The organism is Micromonospora sp. NPDC048909 (assembly GCF_040649635.1).
Taxonomy (GTDB): domain Bacteria; phylum Actinomycetota; class Actinomycetes; order Mycobacteriales; family Micromonosporaceae; genus Micromonospora.
The window spans coordinates 218,786-243,736 of sequence record NZ_JBEZFU010000010.1 but is presented as its reverse complement, the minus strand read 5'-3'; the positions used below and the strand labels follow the sequence as shown (position 1 = coordinate 243,736).

Genomic DNA, 24,951 nt, shown 5'->3' with positions numbered 1-24,951 from the left:
ATGCTCGATGGAGGCGTTCAGGCGGCTGGTGCCCCTCCCGGTCTTCAAAACCGGTGTGGTCCGGGACCCGGGCCAGGCGGGTTCGATTCCCGTCCGTCTCCGCCAACCGCAGTGGGAGATGACGCGATGCGTGACGGGCAGGTCGACCCGCGTCGCCGCGTACCCCGCACCGATGTGCTGCTCGCCGACCCCAGGCTGGCCGCCGCCGTGCACACCCTCGGCCGGAGCCGGGTCAAGGCCGCCGTGGCGCACGCCCAGGACCGCGCCCGGCGCGGCGAGATAGCACCCGACGAGGTACCGGACGCCGCCGTGGCGACCCTGCCGGCGCCGGCCCCCAGGCCGGTGCTCAACGCCACCGGCGTCGTGCTGCACACCAACCTGGGCCGGGCGCCGCTGTCCGGCCCCGCGGTCAGCGCGCTGCTCGCCGCCGCCGGGCACACCGACGTCGAGCTGGACCTGGCCACCGGCCGCCGGGCCCGCCGGGGCCGGAACACCATCGACGCGTTGGCCGCCGCCGTGCCCGACGCCGCCGCCGTGCACGTGGTCAACAACGGCGCCGCTGCGTTGGTACTCGCCGCGACCGCGCTCGCCGCCGGCCGGGAGATCGTGGTCAGCCGCGGCGAACTGGTCGAGATCGGCGACGGCTTCCGCCTGCCGGACCTGCTGGAGAGCACCGGCGCCCGGCTGCGTGAGGTGGGCACCACCAACCGGACCACCCTGGCCGACTACGCCGCCGCGGTCGGCCCGGACACCGCCTTCCTGCTCAAGGTGCACCCGTCGAACTTCCGGGTCACCGGCTTCACCTCCGCCGCCGCGGTACGGGAACTGGCCACCCTCGACGTGCCGGTCGTCGTGGACATCGGCTCCGGGCTGTTGACCGCTGATCCGCTGCTACCCGACGAGCCCGACGCCGCCAGCACCCTGCGCGCCGGCGCGCAGCTGGTCACCGCGAGCGGTGACAAACTGCTCGGCGGTCCGCAGGCCGGACTGCTGCTCGGCGACGCCGAGCTGGTCGAGCGGCTGCGCCGGCACCCCCTGGCCCGGGCGTTGCGGGTGGACAAGCTCACCCTCGCCGCCCTGGCCGCCACCCTGCAGCGGCCGGAGAACCCGACGTGGGTGGCCCTGCACGCCGACGCGGGCGTGCTGCGGGCGCGTACCGAACGGCTGCGCGACCGGCTCGGCGCCGACGGCCGCAAGGCCGAGGTGGTGCCGGCGGTGGCGGTGGTCGGCGGTGGCGGCGCCCCCGGGCTGGAGCTGGACTCGTGGGCGTTGAGCCTGCCCGAGCGGTACGCGGCGCCGCTGCGCACCGGCGACACGCCGGTGCTCGGCCGGGTGGTGCGCGGGCGGCTGCTGTTGGACCTGCGGTGCGTGCCACCGGAGGCCGACGAGACGGTACGCGCGGCTGTGCTGGCCGTGCCGGGGGACGACTGACGTGTGGGTCGTCGCGACCGCCGGGCACGTCGACCACGGCAAGTCCACCCTGGTCCGGGCGTTGACCGGGATGGAACCCGACCGGTGGGCCGAGGAGCGCCGCCGGGGCATGACCATCGACCTCGGTTTCGCCTGGACCTCGCTGCCCTCCGGCGGCACGGTCGCCTTCGTCGACGTCCCCGGGCACGAGCGGTTCGTGCCGAACATGCTCGCCGGGGTGGGTCCGGTGCCGGCGGCACTGGTCGTGGTCGCCGCCGACGAGGGCTGGATGCCGCAGTCCGCCGAGCACCTGGCCGCCCTGGACGCGCTCGGCGTCTCGTACGGCCTGCTGGCGGTGACCCGCGCGGACCTTGCCGATCCAGGTCCGGCGACCGCCCGGGCGCGCAAGGAGATCGCCGCCACCTCCCTCGGCGCGGTGGAGGCGGTCCCGGTCAGCGCGGTGACCGGCGCGGGGCTGGCGGAGCTGCGCGCGGCGCTGGTCCGGCTCGCCGCACGGCAGCCGGCCCCGGCCCCGGTCGCCCCGGTGCGGCTCTGGGTGGACCGCAGCTTCACCATCCGGGGCAGCGGCACCGTGGTCACCGGCACCCTCGGCGCGGGCCGGCTGCGGGTCGGCGACGAGCTGGAGCTGGCCGGCACCGGCGAACCCGTGCGGGTACGCGGCCTGCAGTCGCTCGGCGTGGCCCGGTCCGAGGTGACCGCGGTGGCCCGGGTGGCGGTGAACCTGCGCGGCACCGCGCGGGACCGGTTGACCCGCGGTGACGCGCTGCTCAGCCCGGACCGGTTCCACCGCACCGACCTGGTGGACGTCCGGGTCGCCGGTGACCCGGCGGCGGACCTGCCGGCCACTCTCACGCTGCACGTCGGCTCGGCCGCGGTGCCGGCGCGGGTACGCCCGCTCGGCCCGGACACCGTCCGGCTGCGGCTGGCCCGAGCGTTGCCGCTGCTCGTCGGCGACCGGGCGCTGCTGCGCGACCCCGGTCGCCACCACGTCGCCGGCGGCGTGACCGTGCTCGACGTGGCGCCACCGCCGCTGGCCCGCCGGGGCGCGGCGGCGGCCCGCGCGACGGTGCTGGCCGGGCTGGACGGTCGACCTGACCTGGCCGGGGAGCTGCGCCGCCGGCGGCTGGCCCGGGCCGAGGAGCTGACCCGGATGGGCGTCCCGGTCGACGCCGGCCCGGTGGCCGGCGACTGGCTGGCCGATCCCGAGCACTGGCGGCAGCTCGCCGCCCGGCTGGTCGACGAGGTCGCCCGGCACGCCCGGCAGCACCCGCTGGAGCCCGGCGCGCCCGTGGAGACGCTGCGGCAGCGCCTCGCCCTGCCGGACCGGGCGCTGGTGGAGGCGCTGGTCCGGCCGCCGCTGCGGGTGCACGCCGGCCGGGTCACCGCGACGAGCGGCGACGCGCTGCCCGCACCGGTGGCTCGGGCCGTGCAGCGCATCCGCGACGAGTACGGCGACCGCCCGTTCCGGGCGCCCGAAGCCGACCACCTGGCCGATCTGGGCCTGGGACCCCGGGAGATCGGCGCTGCGGTCCGGGCGGGGGCGTTGCTGCGGCTGGCGGAGAACGTGGTGCTGCTGCCGGACGCCGCGAACGACGCGGTCCGGGTGTTGGCCGGGCTGCCCCAGCCGTTCACCCTCTCCGCGGCCCGGCAGGCGTTGGACACCACCCGCCGGGTGGCGGTGCCGCTGCTGGAGCTGTTGGACCGGCGCGGCCTCACCCGGCGGTTGCCCGACGACGCCCGGGTCGTGGTCTCCGCCGCGCCCTGAGCGCGCTGCGCGGTCTGCTGGTGGCCGGCCCCGGCGATGTTGCGAGTGGGCGTGATACCTCAGCGGCAGCAATGTGCCACGCTCGTCGGCATCCTGCCGGGCTGGCCGGCGTGACGGGGATGGCGGCCCACGCTGTCGAAGGGCGCCTTCCACCGCACTGCCGTCACCTACCGTGACGGCATGGACCCTTCCGCGGTCTGGCGCGACAGGCAGCACCGGTGGCGGATCGAGGCGTACCGGGCGCCCGACCTGCGCTTCGCCATTTTCGCCACCAACGGCACCACCGAGTCGGCCCCGCTCTGGCTGTTCGGGATGTCGGCGCTGGCTCGTTGGCTGATGACGCACGCCATCTCGCTGGACGACCTGGAGACCGACTGACGCGTTGCCCCGGTGCCACCCCGGACGGGGGAATCTGCCCGAAAACCGCCACCGTCGCCGCTGCCCGCTCGTACCGTCCGGTACGTGAAGGACCGAGGTCTTCGGACGTTTCTGACGGTGCTCGCCGGGCTCGCGGTGATCTATTTCGGGACCACCGGCCGGGACCCGGACGAGGGTCGTGGGCTCACCGGCGGGCTGGTGCTGCTGGCCCTGCTCGCGTCGCTGCTGGTGTGGCACCTGACCAAGCCTGGCCAGCCGGCGAAGTAGCGGGTCAGCGGGTGGCCGCGACGCGGGTGACCTCGCCGGCGGACTCCTCGCCGAGGGCCACCCGGACCAGGGCCGAGGCGAGCCGCCCGAACTCGGCGCCGCCGACCAGGCCCGCCAGCCGGTCCGGCGAACCGGGCAGGCCGAGCCGCTTCGCGCCGGCCAGGGCACGCCGGTCGGCGAACGGGCGCAGGTCCGTCCAGACCGACTGCGCCTCGCGCAGGAAGATGTCCGCGCCGGTCGGGCCGATGCCGGGAAACTCGGTGAGCCGCTTGCGCAGCCCGGCGGGCTCGCCGCCCGCCTCGCGGTGCAGCCGGCGCAGGTCGCCGTGCCAGCGGTCCAGGCAGAGCCGAGCGCCGGTGCCGAGCATGGTGGAGGTCCGCTCGTCGTAGCGGCGGTAGTGGCCACGGCCGAGCGCGTCGACCCGTTGCTGCCAGCTCGCCGCCTCCATCGCCTGCGGGGTCTTGTAGCCGGCCGCGAAGAGCTCCCGCGCGGCGGCCACCGCCACCGAGGCCCGGATCCGGGTGCTCAGGAGCGTGGCCAGCACGAGTAGCTGGTACAGCGGAGCCGGCCGGTCGGCGAGCTGGATGCCGGCCTCCTCGGCGTAGGTCCGTCCCCGACGGTCCAGCAGGGCCCGCGCCACCGCTCGTTCGTCACCCATCCTCGGGGTGTACCCGCCCGGCGCTCGGCTAGCCCCGCCGGCCCCGGCGGAATGCCGCCGACGGCGGCGGGTAACCGGCTGCGGAGGCGGTCGATCCCGTGATCAGCCAAGCCGGAAGGAGACACCGATGGTGAATCCGCAGCAGCAGGAGTTGCGCCGCAACGCCAAGGGCGCGACGAGCCAGGACAGCAAGGGTCCGAAGCCGACCGGTCATCCACTCAACCGCGGCTCCTCGAAGGGGGACGCGGGCAGGCCGGTGCCGAAGGGACAGGCGTCGCCGTACGGCCCCACGGGCGAGCCGCTGGCCGACGACGAGAGCAACGACCCGGGCTAGCCCCGGCGCTTCGCGGGCGGCCGCAGCCGGTTCCAGGTGGCTGCGGTCGCCACTCCGTACGCCAGATGCGGCACGATGTCGGCGAGCCAGTCGGAACGCCGCCAGGTGCGCGGATCAGTGACCCGCAGCACCGTCAGCGAGCCGTCGGTCATCGTCATCGCACCGGCCCCCAACAGACCGCCGGCCGCCGCCAACGGCTGCCGGCGTCCACGCGCCAGCACCGCGAATCCGATACCGACACCGATCCCGGTGGCGTAGCCCAGCAGGGCGCCCAGCCCGGAGCGGCGGTTCGTCGCCTTCGCCGGGGGCCCCAGGTCGAGGTGCGCCGCGCCGGCGAGTCGCCCGGCGGCCTCGTCCGGCGTGCTGCTGGACGGCCGTGCCCGCAGCGCGACGTCCAGGTAGGTCACGACGTTCAACGCGGTGGTGCCGACGGCGCCAGCAATGGCGCCGTCGGCCAGGTCCGCGGTCCTCACTTCGGGTCGCCCGGTTCGCGCTCACCCTTCGGGCCGTAGGTCCGTTCCCCGCGGACCACACCGCGTTGGCCACGGTCCTCCTGCAGGATCCGGTTCGCGACCTGGTTCGCCCGGCCGTCGGGCACCCGCCGCCCGGAATCGTCGATCGCGTTGCGTATCCGCGCCCGCTGCTTGTCGTACGCGTTGCTGCCCGGCCGTGGTCCTGGCATCACTGCCTCCTCCGGTCGCTGTCGCCGATGGCGTACGCGCTCGTCTACCCGCTGGCCGGCGGGCCAACCGTGCTCAGCGGGGCGCGCGTACCACGGCGACGGGGCAGTCGGCGTGGTGCAGCACCGACTGGCTCACCGACCCCAGCAGCAACCCGCTGAACTCGCCGCGCCCCTGACCGCCGACCACCACCAGCTGCGCCTGCCGGGACGCCTCGGCCAGCACCGCCCCGGGTTTCCCGCGCACCGCCTTGCGGCTGATCGGCACGTCTGGGTACCGCTCGCGGACACCGCTGATCGACTCGGCGAGCAGCCGGTCCTCGTCGGTGTGCAGCTGCGCCTCGTCGTAGACCAGCGGCTGCATGTCGCCGGGGCCGGTGGAGGCCGGATGGCGGTAGGCGTGCACCGCGAGCAGCGCGGCGCCGCGGCCGGACGCGCTCTCGGCGGCGAACTCGATCGCCTGGTCGGAGAGCTCCGAGCCGTCGACGCCGACCAGCACCGGCCCGTCGGTGCGCTCGGCGCCGCGGGCCACCAGCACCGGGCAGTCGGCGTAGGAGGAGACCTGGATCGCCACCGACCCGACCACCAGGGCGGTGAAGCCGCCCAGCCCCCGGTCGCCGAGCACGATCAGCGCGGCGGTGGGCGATTCGCCGAGCAGCACCGCCGCGGCCTCTCCGTCGATGATCTCTCCGGAGACCCGTACCGCGGGTGCGGCGGCCTCGGCCTCGGCGACCGCCGCCGCGACCAGTTGTTCCGCCTGGTTGCGCAGCCCGCCGCCGGGTGGGCCGTCCGGCGCGGCGGAGAGCGGCACGTGCAGCAGCGGCCAGATGAACCCGTGCACCACCCGCAGCGGCCGGTGTCGGCGGGCGGCCTCCGCCGCGGCCAGCCGTACCGCGCGCAGCGACAGCTCGGAGCCGTCCACGCCGACCACCACGGCCGCGCTCTCCGCCGAGTTCACCGCCCACCTCCCAGCCACCCTGCGCCAGTATCCCGGCCGAGGTGCCGCGGGCGGGGCGATACCGCCCAGGACGCCCGGTCGGTACGCTGGCGACGACCACCGGGGAGGGAGCGTCATCGATGGTTGAACCCGACCAGCCCAGCACCGCGCGCATGATCGACTTTTGGCTCGGCGGGGAGCACCATTTCCCGGTCGACGTGGCCGCGGCGCAGGCCTTCGAGCAGGCGTACGGGCCGTGCGCGCCGGTGTTCCGGGCGTTGCGCGCCTTCCTCGGCCGGTCGGTACGGGCCATCGCGGCGCGCGGGGTGGACAACTTCCTGGTGTTCGGCGCCGGGGTGCCCACGATGGGCAACGTGCACGAGGTGGCACCGGAGGCCACCGTGCTCTACACCGACGTCGACCCGGTGACGATCCGGCTCGGCCAGCGCATCCTGGCCGGCAGCGACCGGGCCGGCTACGGCTACGGCGACGCCACCGATGTCGGCACGGTCGACCCGGCCCAGCTGCACCGTTTCGTGCCGGGCTGGGGGAGGAGGCCGGTGGGGGTGGTCTTCCTCGGTCTGGCCGCGTTCCTCGACGACGACACGTTGGCCCGTACGCTCGACGAGTTGTACACGGCGGCGGCGCCGGGCAGTTGCCTGGCGGTCGACTTCGACACCGAGGAGTTGGCCGGCTATCCGCAGGCGTTGGCGATGATGGGGCCGGCGTTCCGGATGCGTCCGCCGTCGGCGTTCCGGCCGCTGTTGGGCCGCTGGACGCCGACCGACGACGGCATCGTCCCGGTCACCTGGTGGCGTCCGGAAGCGCCGCCGCCGCAGGTGCCGGACGCGTTCCACGGCGGGGTCGCGGTCCGGGGCGACGACTAGCCGTTCCCCGCCTCGGGGGTCGCCGGGCACCGCGCCGTCCGGCCGTCGGACCCTGTCCGTATGATGCTTGCCCTACAGCAAGTATCCCGGAGGAACAACCATGGTGGACGCGCCCGATTCGGTGTCGCGTGCTCTCCGCGCTGCCCCACCCGACCAGTTGGTGGAGGCCGCCGATCAGGCCATCCGGTCCGCCCTCGGCGCGACCCGGACCGACGTCTTCATGGCCGACTACCGGATCAGCGGGCTCTGGCCGGTGCTCGACCCGGAACTGCCGGCGGCCGGCTTCCTCGCCTGCCACGGGGTGGCCCAGCGCTGTTTCAGCAGTCAGCAGCCGGTCCGCGACGCCGCCGACGACGGGCGGTGCCGGCTCTACCTGCCGCTGTCGGTGTGGGGGGAGCGGCTCGGGGTGCTGCTGATCGAGCTGTCCGACGCGCCCGGTCGGAGCATCGAGACGCGGGCCACCGACATCGCCGGCGACCTGGCGGTGGCATTGCGCGCAGCCGACCGGGAGACCGACCGCTACCGCCGGGCGCGGCGCCGGGAGCGGCTGAGCATGGCCGCCGAGATGCAGTGGGAGCTGCTGCCCGGGCGCAGCGTGTCGCACCGGGCGTTCGACCTCGCCGGGCAGCTCGAACCGGCGTACACGGTAGGCGGTGACCACTTCGACTGGTCGGTGGACGGTGACCGGCTGACCGTGACGGTGCTCAACGGCGACGGCAACGGACTGGCCGCGTCCCTGCTCACCGCCGTCGCGGTCAACGCGATGCGCAACGCCCGCCGCTCCGGCGGTGGCCTCGCCGAGCAGGCCGAGCTGGCATCGGACACGCTCTACTACCAGCACCGGGGTCGGCGGTACGTGGCGACGCTGCTGCTCGAGGTGGACATCCGCTCCGGACGGGTGCGGGCGGTCGACGCGGGGTCGCCGCACGTGCTGCGGTTGCGCGGCGGCACGGTCGAGGAGATCACGCTGGAGCAGCAGCTGCCGCTGGGCATGTTCGCCGAGGCGCGCTACGACCTGCAGGAGTTCGAGCTGGCTCCGGGCGACCGCCTCTTCGTGGTCAGCGACGGCGTCTGGGCGGCCGCCCCGGCCGAGCAGGAACCGTACGGCGAGCGGGCGATGGCCCGGTCGATGCGGGCCACGCGGTTGCAGCCGGCCGCCGAGGCGGTTGGTACGGTGATGCGCGAACTGCACGCCTACCACGCGGAAACCGACCTGCGCGACGACGCCGTCGTGGTGTGCCTGGACTGGCGCGGTTTCCGCGGCCGGGACGGCGGATGAGCGGCCCCGCCGCGGCCGGGCACGAGCGGGACGATGGCAGAGGACATCGGATGGAGCGACCTGCAGATCTCGCCGCGGCGATCGACGCCGCCGCCGAAGTGCTCGTCGGTGTGCTCGACTCGGCCGCCTCCCGGCACCACATCTCGGTCTCCCCGACCCAGCTGCGGGTGCTGTCGTTGATCAGCAGCCGGCCGGGGACGAACGTCAACCGGCTGGCCGAGCTGCTGGACGTGGTGCCCTCCTCGGCGAGCCGGCTCTGCGACCGGTTGGAGGCCACCGGGCTGCTGCGCCGGGTGGCGGACCCGCGGGACCGGCGCGAGGTGCGGCTGCGCCCCACCGCGGCCGCCGAGAAGCTGCTGCGCGAGTTGACCGAGCGGCGGCACCGGGCGGTGCAGGCGGTACTCGACCGGATGCCGCCCCGCGCCCAGCACGAACTGCTGCTCGCGCTGCTCGCGTTCGGCCAGGCCGCCCCGCCGGCGGCGGCCGAGCAGCAGACCGACTCGGCGGTACGCACCGCCTGACCCTTCAACTAGTGTCCTAGGACGCTCTACGCGGGGTGACCTCCGCCACATCCGGCCAGGCACACCGCAAGCCGGCCCTCGGGGCAACGGCCCCGCACCGACGGCCCGATATAGTGGCAGCGCAACTCACCCGGCCCGCGATCGTCGATCGTGGGCCGACTTCAGGCGAAGGTCCCGTTCCACGGGGCCGCAGGGGGCGCCGGCGGTGGCCGGCCCGACAGCGCGCACGTCCTCCGCAGCGCCCGACGATCGCCGGGCGTCGAGGCGTGCCGTGGAGGAGGTTCGGTGTCGCGTCGGCCGGCTGGGGCAGGGCATTCCGAGGCCTCGGGCGGCACGGACGGTGCGGTGGCCGGGGACCGGGTGCTCACGCTGCCCAATCTGATCAGCTTCGTACGCCTGCTCGGCGTGCCGCTCTTCCTCTATCTCCTCCTGGTGCCACACGCGGACGTCGCCGCGGTCGTGGTCCTCGCCATCGGTGGGACCACCGACTGGGTCGACGGCTGGGTCGCCCGCAGGCTGCGCCAGGTGAGCCGGTTGGGCGAGCTGCTCGATCCGCTCGCCGACCGGCTCTACATCCTCGCCACGCTGATCGCGTTCACCGTGCGGGACGTGGTGCCGTGGCAGTTCACCGCGGCCCTGCTGGCTCGGGAGCTGCTGCTGCTCGGCTCGCTGGCGGTGCTGCGCCGCTACGGCTACGGCCCGCCGCCTGTGCACTACGTCGGCAAGACCGCGACCTTCCTGTTGCTGGCCGCGTTCCCGACCCTGCTGCTGGCGACGGCGGTGTCCGGGGCGGCGACGGTGGCGGGCGCGATCGGCTGGGGCCTGGCCTGGTGGGGTCTGGTGCTCTACTGGGTGGCCGGCGCGATGTACGTGATCCAGGCGGTCCGGCTGGTCCGGGCGGCTCGCGGCGGGGGAGCCCCGGCATGAGCGGCGACCGGGACGCCGGCATGGGCGCCGACCGGGACGAGCGCGAGCGCCCCGCGCGGGTGTTCACGCCTGACTTCCTCACCGAACTGTTCCGCAATCCGCTCGACCCCGGGTACGCCGACGCGGCGGCCCGCCGTCGGGAGAATCCGCCTCCGGCCTGGCGGACCCGCTCGGCCCGTACGGTCACCGTCGTCGTGCTGCTGCTGCTCGGTTTCCTGCTGGCCGTGGCGTACCGGCAGACGTTGGAGGACGAGCCGGGGCGCAGTCAGGCCCGCTCGGGGCTGGTGGCCCAGATCAAGGAGCGGGAGAGCGCGACCGACCAGCTCTCCGCGCGCGCCGATCAGCTGCGCGAGGAGGTCAGCCGGGAGCGGGACGCGGCGTTGAGTGGCTCGGCCGCGGCGCGGCTGCGGGACCTGGAGGCGGGCACCGGCGTGGGCCGGGTGCGCGGCGACGGGGTGGTGGTCCGGTTGGCCGACGCCCCGGGCAACGCGGACGCGGTGACCGGTGCCGGCGCCGGTCCGCCCCGGGTGCTCTACAGCGACCTGCAGGGGGTCGCCAACGCCCTGTGGGGCGCCGGCGCGGAGGCGATCGCGATCAACGGGCAGCGGCTGACGGCGACGTCGACCATCCGCTCGGCGGGGGAGGCGATCCTGGTCGACTTCCGGCCGGTGACCGGGCCGTACGAGGTGTCCGCGATCGGGCCGGGGTCGATGAAGCGCCGCTTCGAGCAGAGCCGCAACGCCGCGTTGATGCGGGAGGTGGCCGAGAAGACCGGCCTGTCGTTCGGCGTGCGGGAGGCCGACGACCTCACCCTGCCGGCGGCTCCCGAGCCGCAGCTACGCTACGCGGAGCCACCGGCCAGCCCGAGCCCCTCTCCGTCGGGTGACCGGTCCGCAAGTCCCGGGTCGTCCGACTCGGGGACGTCTCCCAGCCCCTCCGGAGGTGGTCGATGATCGCGGTGCTGGCGCTGGTCGCCGGTGTGGTTCTCGGGGTTTGGCTCGATCCCACCGTGCCCGCGGCGTTGCAGCCCTACCTGCCGATCGCGGTGGTGGCCGCGTTGGACGCGGTCTTCGGTGGGGTGCGCGCGAAGCTCGACCGCATCTTCGACGACAAGCAGTTCGTGGTGTCGTTCATCTCGAACGTGCTGGTGGCCGCGTTGATCGTTTACCTGGGGGACCAGTTGGGCGTGGGCGGGCAGCTCTCCACGGGTGTGGTGGTCGTGCTCGGGGTGCGCATTTTCGGAAATGTGGCGGCGATCCGTCGGCACCTGTTCCGGGCGTAGGTTTGTGGCGATGAGCGACGAGCAGACCGAGACCGGCACGGGATGGCCGCAGCCGGCGGGTCCGGCGCGGCCGGCGGGCCCGGCGGGTGAGCCGGATCCGCGGCCGGATGCGCCGGATCCCGACGAGTTGAGCCCGTTGGTGCCGGTGGACGAGCCGGAGCCGGTGGAGCGTTCCGGCGAGGGCGGGCAGCCGGTCGAGGACGCGACGGTGGATCTGTCCCGGGCGGTGGCGGGTGATGGTGCGGCCGGGGAGCCGGGCGACGACCCGGCGCCGGTGTCGGCGGCGCGGTCCCGGTTCTCGGCGGCGGGGGTGATGATCGCCGTGTTGCTGGCGCTGCTGGGGTTCACCCTGGTGGTGCAGTTGAAGACGACGTCGGCGGATCCGACGTTGGGCGCGACGCGGCAGGAGGACCTGGTCCGGATCCTGTCGGACCTGGACGCCCGGGAGAACCGGCTGCGGCAGGACATCGCCGCGTTGGAGGACAGCCAGCGGCAGTTGCGCTCCGGTGAGCAGGGGCGGCAGGCGGCGTTGGACGAGGCGACCCGGCGGGCGGACGAGCTGGGCATCCTGGCCGGCACGCTGCCGGCGACGGGGCCGGGGTTGACGGTTGAGTTCAAGGCGGGCGCGAAGCCGGTCTCGGCGACCCGGGTGCTGGACGCGGTGCAGGAGCTGCGGGGCGCGGGCGCGGAGGCGATGCAGATCTCCGGTGGTGATCGGGCGACGGTGCGGATCATCGCGTCGACGTACTTCCTGGACGGGGAGAACGGGTCGTTGGTGGTGGACGGGCGGCGGTTGACCGGGCCGTACACGATCACGGTGATCGGTGATCCGGCGACGATGCGCACGGCGTTGACCATTCCTGGTGGGGTGGTGGCGTCGGTCCAGGGTGACGGCGGTACGGTGACCCCTGAGGAGCATGAGGCTGTCGAGGTTTCGGCGCTTCATGCACCGATCAAGCTGGAACACGCCCGTCCGGTCTCCTGACCGGCGCGGCCGCGCCGGGCCGGGTGGCCCGGCGCACCGATGGATGAAGGACGCGTCTGGTGATTCCTGAGGATCTGCGGTACACCGCCGAGCACGAGTGGGTGGCGGGTGACGGCACGGGCACGGTCCGGGTCGGCATCACGCACTTCGCGCAGGACGCGCTGGGTGACATCGTGTACGTCCAGTTGCCGGAGCCGGGTGCCGTGGTGGCGGTCGGTGAGTCGCTGGGTGAGATCGAGTCGACGAAGAGCGTGTCGGAGATCTACGCGCCGGTTGCTGGCACGGTGGCCGCGCGCAACGACGCGCTCGGTGACGCGCCTGAGGCGATCAACACGGACCCGTACGGTGCGGGTTGGTTGGTGGAGATCACCCCGGCTGATCCGACGGCGGTGGACGGGTTGTTGACCGCGGGAGCGTACCGCGAGCTCACCGAGAGCTGAGTGTGCTTGATCCGGTGCGCCCGTTGAGTCCGCGCGTCCGGTTGCCCTGCATTTCGGCGCTGGCTAGGCTCGCCCAGTCGACCGAGAACCCAAATAGTTGAGCGTTGCGGAATTGCCTTCCCTGGCACGGGGAGCCAGCCGCCGGGTGTGCAACTGCCCGGCGGCCAGACCCGCCATCACCCGACGCCGACCGAACAGATCCGTGAGGTGGTCCCATGACGCGGCCAGACGACGAGTTCCCCCCGCTCGACGTCACTTCGACGCTCAATCTCGGTTCGCTCGACGAAGTGCTGGAGGGGCCGGACACCGATGTGGTGCCGAGCCGGATGTCCGGCTCGTTGCCGCCCGGGATGGCGCTGCTGGTGGTTCGTCGCGGCCCGAACGCGGGCGCCCGGTTCCTGCTCGACCACGATGTGACGACCAGTGGCCGGCACCCGGACAGTGACATCTTCCTGGACGACGTGACGGTGTCCCGGCGGCACGCGGAGTTCCACCGTGACGGTGGCACGTTCACCGTGCGCGACGTGGGGAGCCTCAACGGCACCTACGTGAACCGGGAGCGGGTCGAGGCGGCCACGTTGAGCAATGGTGACGAGGTGCAGATCGGCAAGTTCCGGGTGGTGTTCATCGCCGGTCCGCGCCCGGAGGAGGAGGCCGGCCGGGGGTGAACGAGCCTGCGGCCTCCACGCCACCGGGGGCGGCCCGGTCCCAGCCGCTGATGAGCATCGGTGAGGTGCTGGGGCAGTTGCGGGTGGACTTCCCGGACGTCACGATCTCGAAGTTGCGGTTCCTCGAGGCCGAGGGGCTGGTCGAGCCGCAGCGGACGGCGGCGGGTTACCGGAAGTACAGCTGGGACGATGTGGCGCGGTTGCGGTTCGTGCTGACCGCGCAGCGCGAGCAGTACCTGCCGTTACGGGTGATCCGGGAACAGCTGGCGGAGTGGGACGCGTCCGGGGACGCGCCGGAGCGGTCGCGGCCGATGTTGGTCGCGGTGGGCCCCTCCGGTGAGGTGCCGGGCCGGGAGGAGCCGGTCGAGTCGCCGGAGGTGCGGCTCGGCCGGTCGGATCTGGTGGCGCGCAGCGGGATCGACGAGTCGACGCTGGGCGAGTTGGAGCGCCTCGGTGTGGTGGTGTCGGATCCGCCGGGCTGGTACGACGGGGACGCGTTGATCATCGCTTCGGCGGTGGCGGGTCTGGCGGCGTACGGGTTGGAGCCGCGGCATCTGCGCGGTTACCGCTCGGCGGCGGACCGGGAGGTCGGTCTGTTCGCTCAGTTGGTGGCGCCGTTGGCCCGGCAGAGTGATCCGGCGGCGCGGGCCAGGGCTGCGGAGACGGCGCGGGAGTTGGTGGCGTTGTCGCAGCAGTTGCATGCGGCGTTGGTGCGGGTGGGGTTGCGTTCGACGCTGGGCCGGTGAGGTGTGTGCCGGTGCGCTCCGGTGGTGGTCGAGCGGAAAGATCTGCTCCGGGAAGCGTGTCGTAGGCTTGCCGGGGTAACCCCTTTCTGGCGCGGGCGTGGTGCGGGTAGCGCATGGGACGGCCGTGTCGCGGTCCGTGTACCGTGCAGGGAAGGGCGCGGTGCGGCGTAGGTGACAACGACACGGAGGCGGCGGTGCGCGAGCTGAGCGTGGTCGGGGTTCGGGTGGAGCTGCCCAGTAACCAGCCGATCGTCCTGCTCAGGGAGGTCGAGGGGGACCGCTATCTGCCGATCTGGATCGGTGCGGTGGAGGCGACGGCGATCGCTTACGAGCAGCAGGGGGTCAAGCCGGCCCGACCGTTGACGCATGATCTTCTGCGCGACGTGTTGGCGGCGCTGGAGGCGCCGTTGCGGGCGGTGGAGATCACCGAGCTCAAGGAGAACGTGTTCTACGCGGACCTGTTGATCGGTGACGGGGTGCGTGTGTCGGCGCGGCCGAGCGATTCCATCGCGTTGGCGTTGCGGGTGGGGGCTCCCATTCGTTGTGCCGAGCAGGTCCTCAGCGAGGCGGGGATCGTCATCCCGGACGAGCAGGAGGACGAGGTGGAGAAGTTCCGCGAGTTCCTGGAGCAGGTGCGTCCGGAGGATTTCGCGGGCTGAGCGGCGGGTCCGTGGGGTCACGGGCAGCTGGTCGTCTTTCCCGGGCGTCACGGTGGGTGACGTCTCGCGTATGTGGTGATCTTTCGCGTGGCTGCGCGGCGTGTCGCGGTCGTTCCTCCGTGGTAACCCTTGAAGGTCGCTATAGGGTTGCCGTGTCGAGGGGTGCGCGTCCCGGAAACGGCGCGTCACCACACTGGCGGGGAGGTTGTCCGGATGCACGAGCCGCGGAATTCCGATCCGGGTAGGGAACTGGACGAGCCGGGTATGGCGCCGCCGGGGTCGGCGACGGACAGTGACGGTTCGGTGGGCTACCGGGGTGTGACCGCGTGCCAGGCGGTGGGCATCAGCTATCGCCAGTTGGACTACTGGGCGCGTACGTCGTTGGTGGTGCCGAGTGTGCGCGACGCGTCGGGCTCGGGTACGCAGCGGTTGTACTCGTTCCGCGACCTGGTGGTGTTGAAGGTCGTGAAGCGGTTGCTGGACGCCGGGGTGTCGTTGCAGAACATCCGCAAGGCGATCGAGGCGTTGCGCTCGCGCGGGGTCGAGGACCTGGCCGGCATCACGCTGATCTCGGATGGGACGACGGTGTACGAGTGCCGTTCCCCGGAGGAGGTGGTCGACCTGTTGCAGGGTGGCCAGGGCGTGTTCGGCATCGCGATCGGTGGGGCGTTCAAGGAGATCCAGGGTTCGTTGTCGCATCTGCCGGCGGAGCCGGCGGCGGGGGCGGCTTCCGTGGAGCCGGCGGTCCCGTCTGTGGATCCGGCGGGCGACGAGTTGGCCGCGCGGCGGGCGCGGCGGCGGGCCGGCTGAGTCCGGCGTCTTTCCCCGGCGCGGCGGGGAACCTCTTTTCGGCGATGGCGTGGTGACGCTGCGTTCCGGGCGCCGGTTGGTGCTGTTCGCCTGATCCGGGTTGGTGTGGGCTGCCCGTAGGGCGTCCCGGTCCGGGTTGTTGGCGGCCTTCGGGTGGCCGGTGCGGGTTGACATCGTCGGTGGTCAGCGGGGGTTTCCGCGGGTTGCGGGGTGGTCCGTGCGGCGCCACCGTCCAGGGTGGAGGGAGCCGCCGGCCGCCGTCCACTGAGGACCACCATCGGTGCGCGGGCCGTTTCGCTGCGTGGCAGGGGTGGTGACGGTGCGTGCGTGGGCGCTGTCGGGAATCTGATAGGGGGGCCGTGACCGGCGGCCGTCGGCACGCTATGGTCCGACACGGCCCATTTGGTGCCGATGTCAGCGGGACCGCGTCATCGCGCGCCGACGGGCCGATGCCCCACCGCGCCGACCCCGCGCGACCAACCCTCCACCCTGGAAGGAACGACCGTGACGGTTACGGAAGAAGCCACCCCCGTCTCGCACTACGAGCGCATTGGTGGTGCCAGCTCGGTGAAGGCGGCCGTCGAGCTGTTCTATGACAAGGTGCTCGCCGACCCCGACCTCGCCGGTTACTTCGACGATGTGGAGATGGTGGGTCAGCGCCGGCACCTGGCGTTGATGCTGACCGTGGTGCTCGGCGGCCCGAACGAGTACGCCGGCCGTGGGCTGGCCGAGGCGCACCAGCCGTTGAACATTCCGGTCGCGCACTACGCCAAGGTGGGCGAGCACCTGACCGCGACGCTGACCGAGCTCGGCGTCCCGCAGGACGTGCTGGCGGACGTGCAGACGGTGCTCGGCGAGGTGCAGGGCCAGGTGGTGGCCAGCGGGAACCGTTCGGGCGTCTGAGCGTGGACGTCGCCCGACTCAAGCAGAGCTGGTCCGCGGTCGCCGTGCACGGCGACCAGGTGCCGCTCTACTTCTATTCGACCCTGTTCCTGGCCCATCCCGAGACACGGCAGATGTTCCCGACGAACATGGCCGGTCAGCGGGACCGGTTGGTCACCGCGCTGGGGCACATCGTCACCAACGTGGACCAGTTGGACCGGCTGGTCGGGTTCCTGCAGGACCTCGGCGCGGACCACCGCAAGTTCGCGGTGCGCGCCGAGCACTATCCGGCGGTGGGCGAGGCGCTCGTCGCCACGTTGCAGCATTTCCTCGGTGAGCAGTGGACCGACGAGCTGGCGCAGGACTGGACGGCCGCGTACGGGCTGGTCGCGCAGGTGATGACCGAGGCCGCGCAGGCGGCGGAGTCGGTGAACCCGCCGTGGTGGGTGGCGGAGATCGTGGCCCACGAGCGGCGGGGCTTCGACGTGGCGCTGCTGACGTTGCGTCCGCAGTACCTGCTGCCGTTCACCCCGGGGCAGTCGATCGGGGTGTCGCATCCGTCGGTGCGGTCGTGGCGGTACTACTCGCCGGCGAACGCGCCGCGGGCGGACGGCACGTTGGAGCTGCACGTGCGGGCCGCGCCGGGCGGCGCCGTCTCCTCCCGGCTGGTGTACGGGACGTCGGTGGGTGATCAGATCCACCTGGCCGCGCCGGTGGGGGATCGGTTGACCCTCTGGTCGGCCGGGTCCAGCGACCTGCTGCTGCTGGCCGGTGGGACCGGCTGGGCGCCGGTGAAGGCGTTGGTGGAGCAGGTCGCGGCGGAGGGTTCCCGCCGCCGGGTCGACCTGTACGTGGGGGCCCGTTCGCGCAGCGAGTTCTACGACACCGACGCGATCGACAAGTTGGCGTCGTCGTTCCCGTGGTTGACGGTGACGTACGTGGTGGGTGCGGACCCGCAGCGGCCGGGGGAGTTGATGCAGGCGGTGGACCGAGCGTTGACCGACGGTGACTGGCGGACCCGGCACGTGTACGTGTGCGGCTCCGACGAGATGGTCACCTACTCGGTGCAGGCGTTGACCCGGGCCGGCTACCACGCCGGTCAGCTGCACCACGAAGGGCTCGGGAAGCACTGGTACGGCCCGGCGTGGCGAACGGCCGTGGAGCCGCCGTCCGCCGCTGACAACTCGGAGAGGGGGGCTCGGTGAGCGCGAGGAGTGAGCTTGCGAGCCCCGCAGCCGCGAACGAAGGGGGCTCGGTGAGCGCGAGGAGTGAGCTTGCGAGCCCCGCAGCCGCGAACGGAAGGGGGGTCCGGTGAGCGCGACCCCGATCAGCAGGTACGACGGGATGCAGGTCTCCGGCGGCGTGCAGGTCCGGATGACGGCCGACCGGGCGCGTCGGTGGGAGTTCGGGGCCGCGTCGTTCACCCGGCGCGGTTACGACAACGCCGACGTGGACCGGTTCCGGTTGCAGGTGGCCGACGAGTTGGACGTGTTGGCGGCGCAGATCGCGCACCTGCGGGCGGAGAACGAGCGGCTCAACGACCGGGTGGAGCTGCACCGGCACGGGGTGATCCCGAGCAAGGGTGAGGCGTCGAATGTGCCGGCGGCGAAGGAGGTGAATCTGCTCTCGGCGGCGCAGCGGGAGGCCGAGCAGATCATCGCGCAGGCGCACGACTATGCCCGGCGGGTCGCCGAGTACGCCCGGGTGCAGTACGAGAGCTACATGCGGGCGGCGGCGGAGGAGGCGAAGCAGGAGGCCGAGCGGGCGGTGACGGAGTATCGCAGCGCGGCCGGGCCGAGCTTCGACGACACGGTCGCCACCCGGGAGGCGCTGCGGATCTTCGGCGAGATGATGATCTCGCACATGCAGGCCGCGGCGCGTCATCTCGACGACGGCAGTGAGCATCTGGCCCGGACGATGGACCGGATCGCGAGGGAGACCCCGGGGGCGCCGTTCGTCTCCGGTGGGCCGCAGCCGGCGGCGTTGCCCCGGCACCAGCAGCGCTGAACGGTCTCCGGTCGGCCTGCGGCTTTGCGCGGGTCGACCGGAGCCGCTGGTGGCGGTCGGGAGGGTGCTCAGGCGGTGGCGGTGGCGACCGCCTCGCCCAGCGGAGTGTTCCCGCCGACGAGTTCCAGGATCCGCCCGGCGCTGGCCGGCCGGTCGAGCAGCGCGACCAGTACCTGGGCGACGTCGGCGCGGGTGACGGCACCCCGCGGTGCGTGCCGGGCCAGGGTGACCCGCCCGGTCGGCTGCTCGTCGGTGAGGCGCCCGGGGCGTAGCACCGTCCAGTCCAGGTCGCGGGAGGTCACGTCGTCCTCGGCGGCCTTCTTCGCCCGCAGGTAGGCGACGAACACCTCGTCGGTGCCGGGCGCCGGGTCGCGCTCCACGCCCATCGAGGAGACCAGCAGGTAGCGGCGCACGCCGGCGCGCTGCGCGGCGTCGGCGAGCAGGCCGGCGGCGGCCCGGTCGACGGTGTCCTTGCGGGCGGCGCCGCTGCCCGGGCCGGCGCCGGCGGCGAAGACCACCGCGTCGGCGCCGGAGAGGTGCCCGGCGACCTCGGCGACGTCGGTGTGCTCCAGGTCGCAGACGACCGGTTCGGCGCCCGCCACGGTCAGCGCAGCGGCGTGTTCGGGGTTGCGGATCAGGCCGACGGCGGTGTCGCCGCGCCCGGCGAGTTGCCGCTCCAACAGTCGGGCGATCTTGCCGTGGCCTCCGGCGATGACGACGCGCATACCCGCCAACCTAGCCCGCCGGTGGGCGCGGGGGTGCGGGCTGAGGCAGCATGGACGCCGTGACGGAGACGATCGACGCGTTGGCCGAGCGGATGGCCGGCGGTGGTGTCGTGGTGCTGAGCGGGGCGGGGCTCTCCACCGAATCGGGCATCCCGGACTACCGGGGGCCGAGTGGCGTGGCCCGCCGGCACACCCCGATGACCTACCAGGTGTTCACCCGTGACCCCTTGGCGCGGCGCCGCTACTGGGCGCGCAGCCACCTGGGGTGGCGACTCATGGCCCGGGCGCTGCCCAACGACGGGCACCGGGCGGTGGCCCGGCTGCAGCAGCACGGCCTGGTCGACGCGGTGATCACCCAGAACGTCGACGGGCTGCACACCGCCGCGGGCAGCCCGGCCGTGGTGGAGCTGCACGGCCGCCTCGACGAGGTGATCTGTCTCGACTGCGGCAACCAGACCTCACGCGAGGAGTTGGACCGGCGGCTGCGGGAGGCGAACCCCGGGTTCGACGCGCGGGTCGCGGCCGTCAACCCGGACGGTGACGTGGACCTCGACGAGGCGGCGGAGGGCCGGTTCCACGTCGTCGACTGCACGTTCTGCGGCACCGGCACCCTCAAGCCGGACGTGGTGTTCTTCGGCGAGACGGTGCCCGCGCCGCGGGTGGCGCGCTGTTTCGAGCTGGTCGAGCGGGCCCGGCTGCTGCTGGTGCTGGGTTCGTCGTTGACGGTGATGTCGGGCCGCCGGTTCGTGCTGCGCGCGGCGAAGCTCGGCATCCCGGTGGTGATCGTCAACCAGGGGCCGACCCGCGGTGACGGGTACGCGGCGCTGACCGTCGACGCGCCGCTGGGCCGGCTGCTGACCGGGCTCGCCGAGCGCACCGCAGGCGCGGTGCGCCCCGGTGCGGTGCCCGCCGGGCTCGACGCCGCCGCGCCGGTGGCCGGCTGACCGCGCTCCAGCCGGGCCACGTCCGGCCGTCCGCAGGCCCCGATGATCACACTTGGGGGTACGACATCGGCCGGAAACATGTGCGCTGGTAGCGTTGGCAATGCCGGTAACACCCACGTGGGAGAGACCGCCCAACAGCACCCGGGGCGGCGCCGAAGGGGCAAATCCTCCCCGGAACCTCTCAGGCAAAAGGACCTCGTGGGTCAGGCACTGTGGAGCGCTGCGCGGCGCGACAGAGGGGGAGGCCGACCTGTCGACCTCGCCCTCGGGAGCGCCGCCCATGACCACAGAGCAGTTCGCCACCCGTCACATCGGCCCCGGCCCCGACGGTGAGCGCCGGATGCTGCAGGCCGTCGGCTACGACTCGATCGACGAGTTGATGGACGCGGCGATCCCCGAGGTGATCCGCTGGCACGGCACGCTGGACCTGCCGGAGCCGGCCAGCGAGGCCGAGGCGCTCGCCGAGCTGCGCGCGCTGGCCGCCCGTAACACGGTCGCCGTCTCCATGATCGGCCTGGGCTACCACGGCACGCACACCCCGGCGGTGATCCGCCGCAACGTGCTGGAGGATCCGGCCTGGTACACCGCCTACACCCCGTACCAGCCGGAGATCAGCCAGGGCCGCCTCGAGGCGCTGCTGAACTTCCAGACCATGGTCACCGACCTGACCGGGCTGGCCACCGCGAACGCCTCCATGCTCGACGAGGGCACCGCCGCGGCCGAGGCGATGACCCTCGCCCGCCGCGCGTCGAAGAGCAAGAGCCCGGTGTACGTGGTCGACGCCGACGCGCTGCCGCAGACCGTCGCGGTGATCGCCAGCCGGGCCGAGCCGCTCGGCATCGAGGTGCGGGTGCTCGACGTCGAGCGCGACGAGTTGCCGGCGGAGTTCTTCGGCCTGCACCTGCAGTACCCGGGGGCGTCCGGGGCGGTACGCGAGCACGCCGGGCTGGTCGAGGCGGCGCACGCCGTCGGTGCGCTGGTCACCGTCGCCGCGGACCTGCTCGCGCTGACCCTGCTGCGCGCGCCGGGGGAGATCGGCGCCGACATCGCCGCCGGCACGACCCAGCGCTTCGGCGTACCGATGGGCTTCGGTGGCCCGCACGCCGGCTACCTGGCGGTCCGCTCGGGGCTGGAGCGGATGCTGCCCGGGCGTCTGGTCGGGGTGTCGAAGGACGCCGACGGCAATCCCGCCTACCGGCTGGCGTTGCAGACCCGCGAGCAGCACATCCGTCGGGAGAAGGCGACCAGCAACATCTGCACCGCGCAGGTGCTGCTCGCGGTGATGGCCGGCATGTACGCCGTCTACCACGGCCCGGACGGGCTGCGCGCCATCGCCCGGCGTACCCACGAGATGGCGGCCCGGCTCGCGGCGGGCCTGCGCGCCGGCGGGGTGGACGTCGCGGACGTCGCGTTCTTCGACACCGTCACCGCGACGGTGCCCGGGCGCGCCGGCGAGGTCGTCGCGGCGGCCGCCGAGCGCGGCGTGAACCTGCGGCTGGTCGACGCCGACCGGGTCGGGGTCTCCTGCGACGAGACGACCACCGCCGCGCACCTGGCGGCGGTGTGGGCCGCGTTCGGCGTCGCCGGGGTCGACGGGGACGTCGACGCCCCGCTGCCTGCCGAGTTGCGCCGCTCGTCGGACTTCCTCACCCACCCGGTGTTCCGCAGCCACCACTCGGAGACGGCGATGCTGCGTTACCTGCGCCGGTTGTCGGACTTCGACTACGCCCTGGACCGGGGCATGATTCCGCTCGGCTCCTGCACGATGAAGCTCAACGCGACCACCGAGATGGAGCCGGTGAGCTGGGCCGAGTTCGCGCATGTGCACCCGTTCGCGCCGGCGGAGCAGACCGCCGGCTACCGGGAGATGATCGGCCAGTTGGAGGGGTGGCTGGCCGAGCTGACCGGCTACGACGCGGTCAGCGTGCAGCCCAACGCCGGCTCCCAGGGTGAGCTGGCCGGCCTGCTGGCGATCCGCGCCTACCACCGCGACCGCGGCGAGCAGCACCGCGACGTGTGCCTGATCCCGTCGTCGGCGCACGGCACCAACGCGGCCAGCGCGGTGATGGCCGGCATGCGGGTGGTCGTGGTGGCCTGCGACGACGAGGGCAACGTCGACCTGGTCGACCTCGACGCGAAGATCGACAAGCACCGGGACGCGCTCGCCGCGATCATGGTCACCTACCCGTCCACCCACGGGGTGTACGAGACGGGCATCGCGCAGTTGTGCGCGAAGGTGCACGACGCCGGCGGGCAGGTGTACGTCGACGGGGCGAACCTCAACGCGCTGGTCGGGTTCGCCAAGCCGGGCCAGTTCGGCGCGGACGTGTCGCACCTGAACCTGCACAAGACGTTCTGCATTCCGCACGGTGGCGGCGGGCCGGGCGTCGGCCCGGTGGCGGTGCGCGCGCACCTGGCGCCGTTCCTGCCCGGCGATCCGCTGGGCGGGCAGGTCGAGGGCCGGCCGGCGATCTCCGCGGCCCGGTACGGCTCGGCGGGGATCCTGCCGATCCCGTGGGCGTACCTGCGGATGATGGGCGCGGCGGGGCTGACGCGGGCGACCGGGGTCGCGGTGCTGGCGGCGAACTACGTGGCGGCGCGGCTGCGGGACCACTTCCCGGTGCTGTACGCCGGCAACAAGGGCCTGGTGGCGCACGAGTGCATCCTGGACCTGCGGCCGCTGACCAAGGCGACCGGGGTGAGCGTCGACGACGTGGCGAAGCGGCTGATCGACTACGGCTTCCACGCGCCGACGATGTCGTTCCCGGTGGCCGGGACGCTGATGGTGGAGCCGACCGAGAGCGAGGACCTGGCCGAGCTGGACCGGTTCTGCGACGCGATGATCGCGATCCGGGCGGAAATCGACAAGGTGGGCGCGGGCGACTGGCCGGCGGGGGACAATCCTCTCGCGAACGCGCCGCACACCGCGGCGATGGTCAGTGGCGACGAGTGGCCGCACGCGTACCCGCGGTCGGTGGGCGCGTACCCGGCCGGGGTGGACCGGGCAGGGAAGTACTGGCCGCCGGTGCGGCGGATCGACGGCGCGTACGGCGACCGGAACCTGGTCTGCTCGTGCCCGTCGCCGGAGGCGTTCGAGAGCTGACGGCGGCGCGCCGGGGCGGTCATCCGCCGCCCCGGCGGGGTCGACCTGGGCGTGGCTGTCCCGTACCGGGGAACTAGCCTGGTCGACGCTGGCAGGTGTTACGCAGCGTGTTCGTGTCAGGCCACGAGGGCGTGGCGGGCGGGGCCACGGTGCGGTGCGATGCAGCTGCCGTCGGGGAGCAGCTCGCCGGTGTCCTCGAAGACGATGACACCGTTGCAGAGCAGGCTCCAGCCCTGTTCACGGAAGCAGGCGATGACCCGGGCGGCTTCCCGGTCAGTCGCGTCGGCGGAGGGGCAGGTCGGTTGGTGCTGGCACATCGGGTTCTCCGGACTGTGGGGGCACTGTGTCATGGTTCACATGACCAGTGACGCACAGTACCAAGCGAAAGTGGCCAACATCGAGCAGGTGTACGCGTGGGTGGCGCGAATCCACTGAACGGACGAGGGAGAATGGGCCGGACGGCGTGGAAACCCTTCCAATTGCGGTGATCGATGTGCCGGGGGCGCCGGCGGGGTGCCGCCGCACCCTGGTCGAACGGGCCCGGTGGGAGTGGCGCCCGGCCGACGGCGGCGACCCCGCCGCCACCGCGCAGGAGTTCCTCGCCGCGTACGGGCTGCCCCTGCACGACCTGGGCCGACCGGCCCCCGAGCACGACCCGGCCGGGCCGTGCGGCGCCGCCCTCTACGTCTCCGCCGCCGCCGGCGCGCTGCTGGCCGGCGCGCCGCCCGGCGCGGCCAACCCGGCGCCCGCCCTGCCGGAGGTCGCCGTGGTCGTGTACGGCCACGCCGACCAGCCGACCCCGCCTGCCCGCCCGGCCGCCGGGCGCTGGTGGCTCGGCGACTGGGCGGAGAGCTGGCGCCCCGCCGAGCACGCCGCCGCGGTGCAGGCGGTACGCGACGCCATCGGCCGGGGCGACGTCTACCAGGTCAGCGTCGTCGGGCACGCCGCCGCCCGGTACGCCGGCGACCCGCTGCCGGCGCTGGCCCGCCTCGGCGCGCTGCCCGGCGCCCGCTACGGCGGCACCCTGACCGGCGCCGGGTGGGCCATCGGCTGCGCCTCACCGGAGACGCTGATCGAGCTGACCGACGGGCGGCTGGTCACCCGACCGATCAAGGGCACCCGGCCGGCCACCGCCACCGGCCGGCGGGAGCTGCTGGCCAGCGCGAAGGAACGCGCCGAGCACGTGATGATCGTCGACCTGGAGCGCAACGACCTGGCCCGGGTCGCCCGCACCGGTTCGGTCCGGGTCGACGAGCTCTTCGCGGTACGCCGCTGGTGCGACCTGTGGCAGGCCGAGTCGACCGTGTCGGCGCAGGTCGGCGACGGCTTGGGCCTGGCCGACCTGCTGCGCGCGGTCTGCCCCGGCGGGTCGGTGACCGGCGCGCCGAAGCGCGCCGCGCTGGAGCAGGTCGCCGCCTTGGAGCCGGTGGGCCGCGGGGCCAGCATGGGCGGGCTCGGCTGGGTGGCCCCCGGCCGGATCGACCTGGGCCTGACCATCCGCACCGCCGCCGCCGACGCCGAGCGGCTGCACGTCTGGGCCGGCGGCGGCATCACCTGGGGCAGCGAGCCGTGGGCGGAGGTGGCCGAGGCCGCGGCGAAGACCGTCCCGGTGCGCGCCGCCCTCGCCGGGCACTGAC

29 protein-coding genes, 1 tRNA gene and 1 riboswitch are annotated in these 24,951 nt (G+C 73.6%); of the genes, 24 read left to right on the top strand and 6 right to left on the bottom strand.

Translation table 11 applies throughout. The annotated features are described in order from the left end of the window. Window positions 1-9: 9 nt before the first annotated feature. From AB0C04_RS25300 to AB0C04_RS25280, 5 genes are all read left to right on the top strand, one after another. Window positions 10-105, top strand: a tRNA-Sec gene (locus AB0C04_RS25300). Between the two features lie 21 nt (window positions 106-126). Beyond that, window positions 127-1,431 carry an L-seryl-tRNA(Sec) selenium transferase gene (gene selA / locus AB0C04_RS25295; RefSeq protein ID WP_357058706.1) on the top strand — a complete coding sequence of 435 codons (1,305 nt, stop codon included), beginning with the start codon at window positions 127-129 and terminating at the stop codon, window positions 1,429-1,431. Between the two features lies 1 nt (window position 1,432). After that, window positions 1,433-3,196 carry a selenocysteine-specific translation elongation factor gene (gene selB, locus AB0C04_RS25290; protein ID WP_357058703.1) on the top strand — a complete coding sequence of 588 codons (1,764 nt, stop codon included), beginning with the start codon at window positions 1,433-1,435 and terminating at the stop codon, window positions 3,194-3,196. A 180-nt stretch (window positions 3,197-3,376) separates the two neighbouring features. Continuing rightward, on the top strand, window positions 3,377-3,574 hold the full coding sequence (locus AB0C04_RS25285; RefSeq protein WP_046570210.1) for a hypothetical protein: 198 nt from the start codon (window positions 3,377-3,379) through the stop codon (window positions 3,572-3,574). Window positions 3,575-3,658: 84 nt separating this feature from the next. Beyond that, window positions 3,659-3,841 (top strand): hypothetical protein, encoded by a 183-nt coding sequence (locus AB0C04_RS25280; protein ID WP_350874521.1) that lies wholly within the window; start codon window positions 3,659-3,661, stop codon window positions 3,839-3,841. A 4-nt stretch (window positions 3,842-3,845) separates the two neighbouring features. Here the strand turns inward: AB0C04_RS25280 and AB0C04_RS25275 are convergent, their stop codons facing one another. After that, window positions 3,846-4,499, bottom strand: a complete 654-nt coding sequence (locus AB0C04_RS25275; RefSeq protein ID WP_357058699.1) for a hypothetical protein — start codon at window positions 4,497-4,499, stop codon at window positions 3,846-3,848. Window positions 4,500-4,626: 127 nt separating this feature from the next. Here AB0C04_RS25275 and AB0C04_RS25270 point away from each other — a divergent pair, with 127 nt between their 5' ends. After that, window positions 4,627-4,833 (top strand): hypothetical protein, encoded by a 207-nt coding sequence (locus AB0C04_RS25270; protein ID WP_357058696.1) that lies wholly within the window; start codon window positions 4,627-4,629, stop codon window positions 4,831-4,833. On the opposite strand, the gene AB0C04_RS25265 is transcribed toward AB0C04_RS25270, so the two are convergent. From AB0C04_RS25265 to AB0C04_RS25255, 3 genes are all read right to left on the bottom strand, one after another. After that, on the bottom strand, window positions 4,830-5,306 hold the full coding sequence (locus AB0C04_RS25265; protein WP_357058694.1) for a hypothetical protein: 477 nt from the start codon (window positions 5,304-5,306) through the stop codon (window positions 4,830-4,832). The genes AB0C04_RS25270 and AB0C04_RS25265 overlap by 4 nt on opposite strands. Beyond that, the gene (locus AB0C04_RS25260) at window positions 5,303-5,515 is read right to left on the bottom strand and encodes a phosphatidylethanolamine-binding protein (protein WP_350874495.1); all 213 of its coding nucleotides are present in this window, start codon (window positions 5,513-5,515) and stop codon (window positions 5,303-5,305) included. The genes AB0C04_RS25265 and AB0C04_RS25260 overlap by 4 nt, the downstream gene beginning before the upstream one ends. A 73-nt stretch (window positions 5,516-5,588) precedes the next feature. Then, a complete protein-coding gene (locus tag AB0C04_RS25255; protein WP_357058692.1) occupies window positions 5,589-6,470 on the bottom strand; it encodes a universal stress protein in 882 nt (293 codons plus the stop codon). Window positions 6,471-6,589: 119 nt separating this feature from the next. Between AB0C04_RS25255 and AB0C04_RS25250 the strand changes: the two genes are divergently transcribed. The 15 genes from AB0C04_RS25250 (at window position 6,590) to AB0C04_RS25180 (ending at window position 18,542) form a co-directional block, all read left to right on the top strand. Beyond that, a complete protein-coding gene (locus AB0C04_RS25250) occupies window positions 6,590-7,336 on the top strand; it encodes an SAM-dependent methyltransferase (RefSeq protein WP_357058690.1) in 747 nt (248 codons plus the stop codon). 100 nt (window positions 7,337-7,436) lie between these two features. Next, complete coding sequence (locus AB0C04_RS25245) at window positions 7,437-8,615, top strand: PP2C family protein-serine/threonine phosphatase (RefSeq protein ID WP_357058688.1); 1,179 nt, start codon at window positions 7,437-7,439, stop codon at window positions 8,613-8,615. Between the two features lie 50 nt (window positions 8,616-8,665). Then, window positions 8,666-9,136: a MarR family transcriptional regulator gene (locus AB0C04_RS25240; protein ID WP_357058686.1), complete on the top strand. Its 471-nt coding sequence runs from the start codon at window positions 8,666-8,668 to the stop codon at window positions 9,134-9,136. A gap of 285 nt (window positions 9,137-9,421) precedes the next feature. Continuing rightward, window positions 9,422-10,063 (top strand): CDP-alcohol phosphatidyltransferase family protein, encoded by a 642-nt coding sequence (locus AB0C04_RS25235; protein ID WP_357058684.1) that lies wholly within the window; start codon window positions 9,422-9,424, stop codon window positions 10,061-10,063. Beyond that, window positions 10,060-11,016: a DUF881 domain-containing protein gene (locus AB0C04_RS25230; RefSeq protein WP_357058682.1), complete on the top strand. Its 957-nt coding sequence runs from the start codon at window positions 10,060-10,062 to the stop codon at window positions 11,014-11,016. Before AB0C04_RS25235 ends, AB0C04_RS25230 begins: the two co-directional genes overlap by 4 nt. Then, window positions 11,013-11,345 (top strand): small basic family protein, encoded by a 333-nt coding sequence (locus AB0C04_RS25225; protein WP_350874488.1) that lies wholly within the window; start codon window positions 11,013-11,015, stop codon window positions 11,343-11,345. Before AB0C04_RS25230 ends, AB0C04_RS25225 begins: the two co-directional genes overlap by 4 nt. A 10-nt stretch (window positions 11,346-11,355) precedes the next feature. Beyond that, window positions 11,356-12,330, top strand: a complete 975-nt coding sequence (locus tag AB0C04_RS25220; RefSeq protein ID WP_357058680.1) for a DUF881 domain-containing protein — start codon at window positions 11,356-11,358, stop codon at window positions 12,328-12,330. Between the two features lie 59 nt (window positions 12,331-12,389). Next, a complete protein-coding gene (gcvH, locus tag AB0C04_RS25215) occupies window positions 12,390-12,770 on the top strand; it encodes a glycine cleavage system protein GcvH (protein WP_350874486.1) in 381 nt (126 codons plus the stop codon). 215 nt (window positions 12,771-12,985) lie between these two features. After that, window positions 12,986-13,438 carry an FHA domain-containing protein gene (locus AB0C04_RS25210; protein WP_007071101.1) on the top strand — a complete coding sequence of 151 codons (453 nt, stop codon included), beginning with the start codon at window positions 12,986-12,988 and terminating at the stop codon, window positions 13,436-13,438. A 50-nt stretch (window positions 13,439-13,488) separates the two neighbouring features. Continuing rightward, window positions 13,489-14,184, top strand: a complete 696-nt coding sequence (locus tag AB0C04_RS25205; RefSeq protein ID WP_357058742.1) for a MerR family transcriptional regulator — start codon at window positions 13,489-13,491, stop codon at window positions 14,182-14,184. A gap of 194 nt (window positions 14,185-14,378) precedes the next feature. Then, window positions 14,379-14,843 (top strand): bifunctional nuclease family protein, encoded by a 465-nt coding sequence (locus AB0C04_RS25200; RefSeq protein WP_120331353.1) that lies wholly within the window; start codon window positions 14,379-14,381, stop codon window positions 14,841-14,843. Window positions 14,844-15,056: 213 nt separating this feature from the next. Beyond that, entirely contained in the window at window positions 15,057-15,653 is a 597-nt protein-coding gene (locus AB0C04_RS25195; protein WP_357058677.1) for a MerR family transcriptional regulator, read from the top strand. A 504-nt stretch (window positions 15,654-16,157) separates the two neighbouring features. Beyond that, the gene (locus AB0C04_RS25190; RefSeq protein WP_357058675.1) at window positions 16,158-16,556 is read left to right on the top strand and encodes a group 1 truncated hemoglobin; all 399 of its coding nucleotides are present in this window, start codon (window positions 16,158-16,160) and stop codon (window positions 16,554-16,556) included. Between the two features lie 2 nt (window positions 16,557-16,558). Next, window positions 16,559-17,740: a globin domain-containing protein gene (locus AB0C04_RS25185; RefSeq protein ID WP_357058672.1), complete on the top strand. Its 1,182-nt coding sequence runs from the start codon at window positions 16,559-16,561 to the stop codon at window positions 17,738-17,740. A gap of 106 nt (window positions 17,741-17,846) precedes the next feature. Beyond that, a complete protein-coding gene (locus tag AB0C04_RS25180; protein WP_357058670.1) occupies window positions 17,847-18,542 on the top strand; it encodes a cell division protein DivIVA in 696 nt (231 codons plus the stop codon). Between the two features lie 68 nt (window positions 18,543-18,610). Here AB0C04_RS25180 and AB0C04_RS25175 read toward each other — a convergent pair whose 3' ends face one another. Further along, window positions 18,611-19,267 carry an SDR family oxidoreductase gene (locus AB0C04_RS25175; protein ID WP_357058667.1) on the bottom strand — a complete coding sequence of 219 codons (657 nt, stop codon included), beginning with the start codon at window positions 19,265-19,267 and terminating at the stop codon, window positions 18,611-18,613. 50 nt (window positions 19,268-19,317) lie between these two features. On the opposite strand from AB0C04_RS25175, the gene AB0C04_RS25170 reads away from it, so the two are divergent. Both AB0C04_RS25170 and gcvP read left to right on the top strand, forming a co-directional pair. Continuing rightward, complete coding sequence (locus AB0C04_RS25170) at window positions 19,318-20,211, top strand: NAD-dependent protein deacetylase (RefSeq protein ID WP_357058664.1); 894 nt, start codon at window positions 19,318-19,320, stop codon at window positions 20,209-20,211. A gap of 108 nt (window positions 20,212-20,319) precedes the next feature. Further along, a riboswitch (glycine riboswitch) is annotated at window positions 20,320-20,418 on the top strand. Window positions 20,419-20,491: 73 nt separating this feature from the next. Then, entirely contained in the window at window positions 20,492-23,314 is a 2,823-nt protein-coding gene (gcvP, locus tag AB0C04_RS25165) for an aminomethyl-transferring glycine dehydrogenase (RefSeq protein ID WP_357058662.1), read from the top strand. A gap of 116 nt (window positions 23,315-23,430) precedes the next feature. Here gcvP and AB0C04_RS25160 read toward each other — a convergent pair whose 3' ends face one another. Next, a complete protein-coding gene (locus AB0C04_RS25160; RefSeq protein WP_350874477.1) occupies window positions 23,431-23,631 on the bottom strand; it encodes a DUF5999 family protein in 201 nt (66 codons plus the stop codon). A gap of 146 nt (window positions 23,632-23,777) precedes the next feature. Here AB0C04_RS25160 and AB0C04_RS25155 point away from each other — a divergent pair, with 146 nt between their 5' ends. Continuing rightward, window positions 23,778-24,950, top strand: coding sequence for a chorismate-binding protein (locus AB0C04_RS25155; protein WP_357058659.1), 1,173 nt, complete (start codon window positions 23,778-23,780; stop codon window positions 24,948-24,950). Window position 24,951: the final 1 nt, after the last annotated feature.

What these genes read in the sequence shown, in the direction of transcription:
- selA (WP_357058706.1), top strand. Translation starts at nt 127, where the DNA reads ATGCGTGACGGGCAGGTCGACCCGCGTCGCCGCGTACCCCGCACCGAT.
- AB0C04_RS25220 (WP_357058680.1), top strand. Translation starts at nt 11,356, where the DNA reads ATGAGCGACGAGCAGACCGAGACCGGCACGGGATGGCCGCAGCCGGCG.
- AB0C04_RS25245 (WP_357058688.1), top strand. Translation starts at nt 7,437, where the DNA reads ATGGTGGACGCGCCCGATTCGGTGTCGCGTGCTCTCCGCGCTGCCCCA.
- AB0C04_RS25160 (WP_350874477.1), bottom strand. Translation starts at nt 23,631, where the DNA reads ATGTGCCAGCACCAACCGACCTGCCCCTCCGCCGACGCGACTGACCGG.
- AB0C04_RS25175 (WP_357058667.1), bottom strand. Translation starts at nt 19,267, where the DNA reads ATGCGCGTCGTCATCGCCGGAGGCCACGGCAAGATCGCCCGACTGTTG.
- AB0C04_RS25240 (WP_357058686.1), top strand. Translation starts at nt 8,666, where the DNA reads ATGGAGCGACCTGCAGATCTCGCCGCGGCGATCGACGCCGCCGCCGAA.
- AB0C04_RS25270 (WP_357058696.1), top strand. Translation starts at nt 4,627, where the DNA reads ATGGTGAATCCGCAGCAGCAGGAGTTGCGCCGCAACGCCAAGGGCGCG.
- AB0C04_RS25195 (WP_357058677.1), top strand. Translation starts at nt 15,057, where the DNA reads ATGCACGAGCCGCGGAATTCCGATCCGGGTAGGGAACTGGACGAGCCG.
- AB0C04_RS25285 (WP_046570210.1), top strand. Translation starts at nt 3,377, where the DNA reads ATGGACCCTTCCGCGGTCTGGCGCGACAGGCAGCACCGGTGGCGGATC.
- AB0C04_RS25225 (WP_350874488.1), top strand. Translation starts at nt 11,013, where the DNA reads ATGATCGCGGTGCTGGCGCTGGTCGCCGGTGTGGTTCTCGGGGTTTGG.
- AB0C04_RS25230 (WP_357058682.1), top strand. Translation starts at nt 10,060, where the DNA reads ATGAGCGGCGACCGGGACGCCGGCATGGGCGCCGACCGGGACGAGCGC.
- AB0C04_RS25205 (WP_357058742.1), top strand. Translation starts at nt 13,489, where the DNA reads ATGAGCATCGGTGAGGTGCTGGGGCAGTTGCGGGTGGACTTCCCGGAC.
- gcvP (WP_357058662.1), top strand. Translation starts at nt 20,492, where the DNA reads ATGACCACAGAGCAGTTCGCCACCCGTCACATCGGCCCCGGCCCCGAC.
- AB0C04_RS25210 (WP_007071101.1), top strand. Translation starts at nt 12,986, where the DNA reads ATGACGCGGCCAGACGACGAGTTCCCCCCGCTCGACGTCACTTCGACG.
- AB0C04_RS25275 (WP_357058699.1), bottom strand. Translation starts at nt 4,499, where the DNA reads ATGGGTGACGAACGAGCGGTGGCGCGGGCCCTGCTGGACCGTCGGGGA.
- AB0C04_RS25170 (WP_357058664.1), top strand. Translation starts at nt 19,318, where the DNA reads ATGGACGCCGTGACGGAGACGATCGACGCGTTGGCCGAGCGGATGGCC.
- AB0C04_RS25260 (WP_350874495.1), bottom strand. Translation starts at nt 5,515, where the DNA reads ATGCCAGGACCACGGCCGGGCAGCAACGCGTACGACAAGCAGCGGGCG.
- AB0C04_RS25250 (WP_357058690.1), top strand. Translation starts at nt 6,590, where the DNA reads ATGGTTGAACCCGACCAGCCCAGCACCGCGCGCATGATCGACTTTTGG.